The 8,881-nt window shown below is 70.9% G+C and carries 9 protein-coding genes; 3 read left to right on the forward strand and 6 right to left on the reverse strand.

Annotation, left to right across the window (positions count from 1 at the left end):
* Positions 1 to 3: 3 nt before the first annotated feature.
* The 6 genes from KDL01_RS35955 to KDL01_RS35980 form a co-directional block, all read right to left on the reverse strand.
* A complete protein-coding gene (locus tag KDL01_RS35955; protein WP_212533174.1) occupies positions 4 to 408 on the reverse strand; it encodes an ATP-binding protein in 405 nt (134 codons plus the stop codon).
* Between the two features lie 121 nt (positions 409 to 529).
* Positions 530 to 1,465 carry a TIGR03619 family F420-dependent LLM class oxidoreductase gene (locus KDL01_RS35960; RefSeq protein ID WP_212533175.1) on the reverse strand — a complete coding sequence of 312 codons (936 nt, stop codon included), beginning with the start codon at positions 1,463 to 1,465 and terminating at the stop codon, positions 530 to 532.
* A gap of 16 nt (positions 1,466 to 1,481) precedes the next feature.
* Complete coding sequence (locus KDL01_RS35965; protein ID WP_212533176.1) at positions 1,482 to 2,981, reverse strand: APC family permease; 1,500 nt, start codon at positions 2,979 to 2,981, stop codon at positions 1,482 to 1,484.
* Positions 2,982 to 3,154: 173 nt separating this feature from the next.
* Complete coding sequence (locus KDL01_RS35970; protein ID WP_212533177.1) at positions 3,155 to 3,859, reverse strand: type 1 glutamine amidotransferase; 705 nt, start codon at positions 3,857 to 3,859, stop codon at positions 3,155 to 3,157.
* 19 nt (positions 3,860 to 3,878) lie between these two features.
* The gene (locus KDL01_RS35975) at positions 3,879 to 5,144 is read right to left on the reverse strand and encodes a cytochrome P450 (RefSeq protein WP_212533178.1); all 1,266 of its coding nucleotides are present in this window, start codon (positions 5,142 to 5,144) and stop codon (positions 3,879 to 3,881) included.
* A gap of 14 nt (positions 5,145 to 5,158) precedes the next feature.
* The gene (locus KDL01_RS35980) at positions 5,159 to 6,532 is read right to left on the reverse strand and encodes a glutamine synthetase family protein (RefSeq protein ID WP_212533179.1); all 1,374 of its coding nucleotides are present in this window, start codon (positions 6,530 to 6,532) and stop codon (positions 5,159 to 5,161) included.
* Positions 6,533 to 6,673: 141 nt separating this feature from the next.
* Here KDL01_RS35980 and KDL01_RS35985 point away from each other — a divergent pair, with 141 nt between their 5' ends.
* The 3 genes from KDL01_RS35985 (at position 6,674) to KDL01_RS35995 (ending at position 8,670) form a co-directional block, all read left to right on the forward strand.
* Positions 6,674 to 7,513: an acetoacetate decarboxylase family protein gene (locus KDL01_RS35985; protein ID WP_212533180.1), complete on the forward strand. Its 840-nt coding sequence runs from the start codon at positions 6,674 to 6,676 to the stop codon at positions 7,511 to 7,513.
* Positions 7,514 to 7,563: 50 nt separating this feature from the next.
* A complete protein-coding gene (locus KDL01_RS35990) occupies positions 7,564 to 8,079 on the forward strand; it encodes a MarR family winged helix-turn-helix transcriptional regulator (RefSeq protein ID WP_212533181.1) in 516 nt (171 codons plus the stop codon).
* A 105-nt stretch (positions 8,080 to 8,184) separates the two neighbouring features.
* Complete coding sequence (locus KDL01_RS35995) at positions 8,185 to 8,670, forward strand: GNAT family N-acetyltransferase (RefSeq protein WP_212533182.1); 486 nt, start codon at positions 8,185 to 8,187, stop codon at positions 8,668 to 8,670.
* Positions 8,671 to 8,881 lie beyond the last annotated feature (211 nt).

Consider the following 8,881-nt stretch of genomic DNA (forward strand, 5'->3'; position numbering starts at 1 on the left):
GGCTCAGTGCGTGGGGAGCGGCTCGATCAGGGTCAGGGCTCCGATGCCGTCGTGCACCCGCACCCGCACCTCGCCGACCAGGCTGGCGAGCATGGCCCAGCCGAGTTCGTCGCGTTGCGGCCAGCCGAGCGGGGCCCGGGCCCGTACGGTCACGTGCAGGCTGGCCGGGTGCCGGTCGTAGCTCAGCTCCAGCGTCTCGGGGGTGCGCGGGGCCGGGTGCAGGAACGAGGTGCAGGCCTCGTCCACGGCCAGGCGCAGGTCGTTGACCCGCGGCAGCGGCAAAAAGAGCAGCGCGGCGACGTGCATGGCCGAGGTCCGGGCCAGCGCGAGGTAGTCCTGGTCCGCCACCAGCGTCAACGCGACCATCCGCAGCACCGCGCCGTCGTCAGGGTCCTGCGTGTGCCCCATCGCCTCACGTCATTCCTCGCCGTGTTCCGCCTCTGCGATTATGCGGCAGCCTCAGGGTGAATCCGTGGCGCGCACCGGCGCGGCGCGGTGCGGCGAATAAGCGTGTGGGCAGGTCGGCGGATCAACGGGTCAAGGCGGCGGCGCGGCGCATGACCTCACGGCAGAGCGCGCCGACGCCGTCGGGGTCGTCGGTGAACTGCGAGGGCTTGACGCAGAACGTGGTGAATCCGCGCTCGATCTGCGCGGGGATGTCGGCCATCGCGGCACCCACGTCGGCACAGGAGTGCTCGTCCGGGAAGACGGCGCGGGTGCCGCCGACGAGTTCGAGCTCATCGACGCTGCGGCCGGCCGCCTCGAGCCCGGCATGCAGTGTGCTCATATCAGCGGCCGAGGGTTCGCCGAGCGGGTGGAAGCCGCCGCCATAGCGCACGAGGCGTTCGAGCAGGCGCCCGTGCAGCCGCTCGCCGCCGAACCACAGCCGCGGGCCGTCCGGGCGGTACGCCTTGGGCTCGAGGTAGACGTCTTCGAAGTCGAAGAACTCGCCGTGGAAGCTCACCGGAGACGCGCGCCAGAGCAGGTCCAGGATCTCGAGCTGTTCGTCCAGGATCCGGCCGCGGCGCTCGAACGGCACTCCCAGCGCCGTGTACTCGTCCCTGCTCCAGCTGACCGTGGGCTGCACGACCAGCCTGCCCTCGCTGAGCAGGTCGAGCGTGCCGAGTTCGCGGGCGAGCAGCAGCGGGTGGCGCAGCGGCGCCAGCACCGCCCCGGCGACGAGCCTGATCCGGCTGGTCGCCGCGGCGATGGCGGACAACAACAGCAGTGAGTTCGGCCAGGGCGTGTACGGGTCCTGGTTCCCCGGCAGCGCGTAGGCGCGCGGGTTGCCCATCACGCCGCGGGCTCCGGCGTCCGGGCCGAGCACCACATGCTCGCTGATCATCACCGCGTCGAACCCGGCGTCCTCGGCTTCGCGGGCCCAGCGCACCAGCGCGGGCAGGTCGCGGCCCGAGGCCAGGGTCCAGTTCTCGCTGAGGATCAGCAGCATGCGGGGCGTCGGCATCGGAGTATCCCTCAGTTCACTCGGCCGCGGCGACGGAACCGGCGGACGGCGCGGGCGCGGCGTCCAGAGTGTCGGCGAAGTTCGTCGCGGCACCCGCACGGACGTAGGCCAGGACCAGGCCCAGCAGGAGCAGTACGAGCGCGGCGTACGGCGCGTAGATCACCGGCGCGGTCACATGATAGAAGGACCCGAAGATCGCGGCGCCGGTCACCACGATGCCCACCGCACAGGCCAGGTAGACCGCCCACAGCCGGGAGTGGTCGCGCAGCCCACGCAGCGCCCCGACCGACATCAACAGATAGATCATGGCGAGGGCGAAGCCGCCGAAGGTGGAGCCCCAGCTGAACACCGCCACGTAGTGCGGCAGCCCGGCCTGCGCGAACAGCCCGTTCCAGGACTCGGTCAGCACGATCACGACGAGGTGGCACAGCACCACCACGGCGGCCGCGGTCAGCGGGGTGCCGCGCCGGGCGGAGATGCGCGCGAGCGGCGCGGGCAGGCGCTTGTCCCTGGCCATCGCGAACAGGCCGCGGCTGGCGGCGGTCGCGCAGCCGATCAGCACCGCGATCATGTCGAAGACCACCACGAGCTCGAGCAGGCGCCGCACCGCCACCGAGCCGAAACCGCCGTCCGAGACCGGGCCGGCCAGGCCGAACAGCGGGGCGCCGGAGTTCTTGCCGAGCGCGTCCAGGCTGAAGTGGTAGCCGGCGACCTGGGCGTAGGAGGCGATGATGTAGAAGCCCGCGACGGCCACCACGGAGGTGAGCACGGCCCGCGGGATGTCGCGCTTGGGGTGGGCGGTCTCCTCGCCGAGGTTGGCCGCGGTCTCGAAGCCGGTGAACAGCAGCACGCCGTAGAGCACGCCGAACAGCACGCCGCGCAGGCCCTGCGGGGAACTGCTGGGCTTGAACGCCTCGTCGACGTGGTTGGCCGAGCCGAGCTTGACGATGACGTAGACCGCGAAGATCAGCACCACGGTCAGCGAGATCAGCGCGAGGGTGAGCTGGGCGCGGGTGGAGAGCGCGACCCCGAGGTAGAGCACTGCGGCCAGGCCCACCAGCAGAATCAGGTCCCAGACGGTCTCCGGCAGCGGGGTGATGTTGAACTCCGCCTGCAGGGTGTCGTGGATGGTGCCGCCGATCATCACCAGGATGCCCACGCCGAGCACCAGGATGCCGACGTAGTAGAGCAGTCCGGCCGCAGCGCCCACGCGTTGGCCGAGGCCGTCGGTGACGTAGTCGTAGAGGGAGCCGGCCGCGTGGATGCGGCGGGCGTACTGGGCCACGATCCAGCCGAGGCCCAGCACGCCGATCGCGGCGATGAGCACGGCCAGTGGCGCCGCCGTCCCCGCACCGCTGCCCGAGGCGTTGAGCCCGACCAGCAGCGGCACGAGGAAGGCGATGGAGAACACCGGTCCCATGACGCCGACCGACTGCGCGATGGCGTCGACCAGCTTCAGGGATCCGGCGAGGCGGTTTGTGTGTGCGTCTCCGCGCTCGGGGTGGTGCGTGTCCATGGCGCCTCCTAGGGGCCCGGCAATCGCGGTGTTCGAGAGTGGGCTGAATCGTATGGGCCCAAACGTTTGGATGGCAATGGTTTCCGAGCCGCCTTTTTCCCGAACCCCCGTCAGGGCGCCGTCGACGCTCCAGCAGAGCTGCGTCACGGCCGCGTCAGGGCCGCGTCAGGGCTCTAAGCTGGGAAGATCTTCCCCAGATAGGCGTCCAGCAGCGCACCGGCCCGCACCCGCGAAGCCTCACGCTCGCGCGCCGCCTCGGCCAGCAGCACGGCCGGATCCACGCCCTCGGCACGCGCGACGGACTCGCCGCCGTTGCCCAGCCACATGCTGATATCGGCCTCGGCGACCTCGGGATGGAACTGCACGCCGAAGCTGCGCCCGAGCTGATACGCCTGCACCGCGACCGAGGTGCGGGCCAGCACCGTCGCCCCGGGCGGAGGCGTCAGCGCGTCGAAGTGCCACTGGAACCACGGGCCGGGATCGAGCCAGGACCCGTCCTCGGACTCGATCGCGGTCCAGCCGATCTCCGGCCGCGGCCCGCGGGCCACCGACCCGCCCAGCGCGCGGGCCATCGCCTGCGCACCGAAGCAGATCCCGAATACGGCACCGCCGGAATGCACCGCGTCCGCGATCCAGGCCAGCTCGGGCGCGAGCCAACTGCCGATCAGCGCGTCGTCGTACGCCGACCAGGGCGCGCCCATCGGCACCAGCAGGTCGTAGTCGCGATGGTCGGGCAGGGCGAGCTCGACGCCGGGCGCCTCGAAGCGTTCGGCCGGCACGACGAGCAGCTCGTCCACGTCCCAGCCGCGCGCCCGCAGCGCCTGGCCGATCAGTCCGGTGGTGGAGTAGGCGTCGTGCAGGATGCAGAGCGCGCGCAAGCGATCCTCCTCGAGATCCTCACCGCTCGGTGACCCGCACCGGCAGCGTCTTGATTCCGTTGACGAAGTTGCTGCGCACCCGGCGCACGTCCCCGACCAGCTCGGCCCGGCCTATCCGGGGCAGCAGCGTCTCGAACATGAGCCGGATCTCCAGCCTGGCCAGGTTGTTGCCGAGGCAGAAGTGCGGGCTGCCCTTGCCGAAGGAGACGTGGTCGTTGGGCGTGCGGGTCACGTCGAACCGGTACGGATCGGCGAAGACCTCCTCGTCCCGGTTGCCCGAGGCGAACCACATCACGACCTTGTCCCCCGCGCGGATCCGCCGGCCGCGCAGCTCCACGTCCCGGGTCGCGGTGCGCCGGAAGTGGTAGACCGGGCTGGCCCAGCGCAGCATCTCCTCCACCGCCGTGGGGATCAGCTCAGGCCGCTGCTGCAGCAGCGCGAGCTGGTCCGGATTGCGCAGCAGCGCCAGCATCGAGTGCGTGATGGTGTGGCGCGTGGTCTCGTTGCCCGCCACCACCAGCAGCAGGAAGTAGTTGTCGAACTCGGTGGCGGTCAGCGGCTCGCCGTCCACCGGGACCCGGTTGACCAGCTTGCTCACCAGGTCCTCGCCGTCCCCGCCACGCCGCTGCCGGGCCAGCTCGCGCCCGTACGCGAACACCTCCAGCGCGGCCGGGGAACGGAACGGCAGATGCTTGTACTGCTCGCTGTCCGCGTGCTCGAGCAGCACGTCCGCGTAGTCCGGGTCGGTGTTGCCGATCATTCGGTTGCCCCAGTCGATCAGCCGCCCGGTGTCCTCGTCCGGCACGTCCAGCATCCGCGCCAGCACCCTGATCGGGAAGTCGGCGCTGACCTCCTTGACGAAGTCGAACTCGCCCTTGGCCAGGGCGGCGTCCACGGTCGTCTGAGTCAGGCCGCGCAGGAAATCCTCGTACTTCAGCAGCGTCTGGCCGCCGAAGTCGCGCTGCATCAGCTTGCGCAGCGCCCGGTGCCGGGTGCCGTCGGATTCGAGGATGGAGCGGCGCACCTCGATCAGGTCGTCGTCGACCTCTTCCAGGTTGACGAAGTTGGTCGAGGTGAAGGTCTCGGCGTCGCGGTCCACGGCGACGATGTCCTCGTGCCGGGTGATGGCCCAAAAGCCGGCGTTCGGCGCGGGCTCGGGGTTCCAGTGCACCGGGTCCTCGCGGCGCAGCCGGTCGAACAGCGGCCAGACCGTGCCCTGCTCGAACACGTCGAGGTCCGCGAGGTCGATCGCCGTGGCGGGCGGGCTGATGGCGGTGTCGGTCATGTCGGTCCTCACACTCACAGGTGGTAGGCGTACTCGCGGAACTCCCAGTCGGTCACCCAGCGGGCGAACCGGCCGAGCTCGTCCCGCTTGAACGCCAGGAACGCCGCGACGAAGCGCTCCCCGAGCAACGCGGTGAACTCGGTGTCGGCCTCGAACGCGGCCAGCGCGGCGGGCAGGTCCTGCGGGATCATCGGGGCCTTCGACGCGTCGTAGCCGTAGCCCTCCAGCGGATCCGGCGGGGTCAGCCCGTCCCGGATGCCGAGGTACGCGGCCGCGAGCACGCCCGCGATGAGCAGATAGGGGTTCGCCGTCGCGTCGCCGAGCCGCAGCTCGAGCCGGGCGGCCCGGCCGCGCTCCGGCGGTATCCGGACCATGGCGCTGCGGTTGTCCAGGCCCCAGTCGATCAGCCACGGCGCGAGCGTGTCCGGGCCGAACCGCTTGGCCGAATTGACGGTCGGGTTCGCCAGCGCGGACAGCGCGGGCGCGTGCGCCAGGATCCCGGCGATCGCCGAGAGTGCCGTCTTGGACAGCCCGCCGGGCCCCGACGGGTCGTCGAACAGCGGCCGGTCCTCGTCGTCGAGGGTGGAGAAGTGCAGGTGGAAACCGGAGCCGCCCTCGTCGTTGAACGGCTTCGCCATGAACGTGGCCAGCTTGCCCTCCAGCCGGGCCAGCTCCTTGACCGCGGACTTGAAGCGGAAGGCGCGGTCCGCGGCATCGAGGGCCTCGGAGTGCCACAGATTGATCTCGAACTGCCCGCTGCAGAACTCGTGGTTGGCCGCCACCGCGTCCACGCCGAGGCCGGCCAGCGAGCGCAGCATGCGCAGCAGCACGCCTTCCGGGTCGCCCTTGCGCCCGGCCACGTAGACGTTGCCGGGCGCCTCGCCGTAGCGCCGCCAGCCCTGCGGGCTCGCCGCGTCCGGCTCCAGCAGGTAGAACTCGAGCTCGGGCCCGACCACCGGACGCATGCCCAGCTCGGCGAAGCGGCCGAGGACGGTGCGCAGCACGGTGCGCGGGCTCTCCTGCGCGGGCGCGCCGTCCGGATCGCAGACGTCGGCGATACAGTGCGCGACGCCCGGCTCCCACGGCAGGTCCACCAGCGTGGCCAGATCCGGGAAGGCGACCACGTCCGGCAGCCCGTCGGCCAGGCCGCCGTGCTCGAGCGCGATGACGTCGCCCTGCGGGCTGGTGCCGTAGATCGTGCGGCAGAACGCGACGCCGTCGCCGACGGTGCGGGCGAAGCGGGAGACCACGAGGTCGCGGGCCCGCTCACTGCCCATCAGATCCGGATAGCCCAGGCGCACCACGTCCACCCCGCGCTCGGCGAGCGCGGCGACGGCGGCGTCCAGTCCCGGCTGCTGCCGATGAGCGCTGCGATCTTGCTGATCCACGGCCACCCCATCCCTCTGTGTCGGAGCCCTTTGTTTGAACCCAAACGGTATCCACGGCCCCGCGCGTTGACAAGACTTCCGGAGGCGGCCGGAGACCGGTATCGTACGGACCCAAACGATACCCGGGAGGCCCCGACCGCCATGCCAGGCTTCTTCTACCCGCGCACCGCCACCGGACGCGCCTCGCTCATCCCGCACCCGCCCTGGTTCTACTCCGGCGACCTGCTCACCGTCGAGTACCGGACCGACCCCGCCCGGGTGGCCGAACTGCTGCCCGACCCGCTCACCCTCGCCGCCGAGGACCCCGGCGCGGTCGCGCTGATCTGGGCGGACTGGCAGTCCTGCGCGCAGTCGCGGGAGGAACTGCTCGACCCGGTGCGCGCCCAATACAAAGAGGCCTTCGTCGTCGTACGCTGCGGCTACCAGGGCCGCACCTACTCGCGCTGCGTCTACATCTGGGTGGACAAGGACTTCGCGGTCGCCCGCGGCATCCACCAGGGCTACCCCAAGAAACTCGGCTCGATCTGGCAGACCCGCCCGCACCCGTTCGCCCACGCCGCCCCGCAACTCGCCCCCGGCGGACGCTTCGGCGCCACCCTCGCCGCCGCCGACCGCCGGCTGGCCGAGACGATCGTGACGCTGACCGGCGAATCAGAGCACAACGGCTTCGTCAACGGCCACCCGATGGCGCACCACCGGATCCTGCCGGGCATCGAGCGCGCGGAGAACGGCGACACGGAAAGCGGCAGCAGGAGCGGCGACGCGTTCGTCGAGCTGATCGAATCCGGCGCGGCGCAGGTCGAGGCCGGGCAAGCCTGGCAGGGAACCGTCGACCACCTGGCGCTGTACGAGTCCCCGACCGAGGAACTCGCGCGGCTCGAGGTGCACGAAATCATCGGGGCCTACTACCGACAGGTGGGAGTGGAGTGGAACGGCGGCAGGTCACTGCAGGCGCGCACGCGTCCGGAGCCGACGCGCTGACCCGCGGCACGGCGTCCGGGGACGCTTGTTCACCGCCGTACGATGGCAGCATGTCGAACGACTTCGGCCTCGCCGCGACCGAGCAGGCGATGAGCACGCACATAGGGAAGCTCAAGCTCGACTTCCCGGCCGCCATCGCCGTCTCCAGCCTCTACCGGGCCGCCAACGCGGTGCGCAACCACCTGACCAACACGGTGCTGCGCGAACACGACCTGAGCTGGACCGGCTTCGTCGTACTCTGGGTCGTGTGGATCTTCGACGGCCTCGAGACCCGCCACGCCGCGCAGAGCGCCGCGATCTCGAAGGGCACGCTCACCGGCGTGGCCAAGACCCTGGAGACCCGCGGCTGGCTGCGCCGCGAGACCGACCCGGCCGACCGCCGCCTGGTGCTGCTGAGCCTGACCGACGCCGGCGTCGCCCTGATGGAAGAGCTCTACCCCCGCTTCAACGCGGCCGAAGCCGAGGTCGTCGCCCGCATCGCCCCCGACGGCCTGCCGCTGCTGACCGAGCACCTGCGCACGATGGTCCGCACCGTCGAGGACATGGAGGCCGACGGCGGCGCGTAAGCGAAAGCGTAAGCGCAGGGGGGTCGCCGAAAACGTGTTCTGAAACGCGGGTCGCCTGGATAAGGTCGGACGGTGTCCGAGTCACCATCCGCTTCACAGTCCCGGTTGCAGCGCCTCCGAGCAGACCACGCCACAGCGGTTCTCGCCTTCGAGCGTGCCAACCGCGCCTACTTCGCCGCCACGATCTCCGACCGTGGCGATGAGTTCTTCGAGCGGTTCGAGGAACGGCACGGAGCCATGTTGGCCGCGCAGGAGGCCGGTACCGACGCCTACTACGTGCTGGTGGCCGAAGACGACTCGATCCTGGGCCGGTTCAACCTGTTCTTCGTGGGTGAAGGCACCGCGAACGTCGGTTACCGAGTCGCGCGGCACGTAGCCGGGAAGGGTGTGGCGACGGCGACAGTCCGGGACTTGTGCCGGCTGGCGGCGGCCGACCACGGGCTGCACACGCTCCGGGCGGCCACCACCCTGGGAAACCTCGCGTCGCAGAAAGTGCTGTCCAGGAACGGATTCGTCCAGGTCGGCCCGGCCGACCCGGCCGACGTGGGCGGTAAGCCGGGCATCTGGTACGAGCTCGGCCTCAAGCCCTAAAGCCCGTCTGAGAGCCCGTCTGATCGCCCGTCGGATCCCGCGACGCCACTTCGGTTCTAACCCAGAACCGCGCCGTCGGCCGAACCACGCCGAGCCGCCTGCACGAACGCTGCGAAGAGCGCCGCCTGGGCCGGATCGGTCTGGAACGTGTCCTCCGGATGCCACTGCACCCCCACGAACCAGCCGCCCCGCCCCGGCATCTCCACCGCCT

The organism is Actinospica durhamensis, assembly GCF_018139695.1.
Classification (GTDB): Bacteria; Actinomycetota; Actinomycetes; order Streptomycetales; family Catenulisporaceae; genus Actinospica; species Actinospica durhamensis.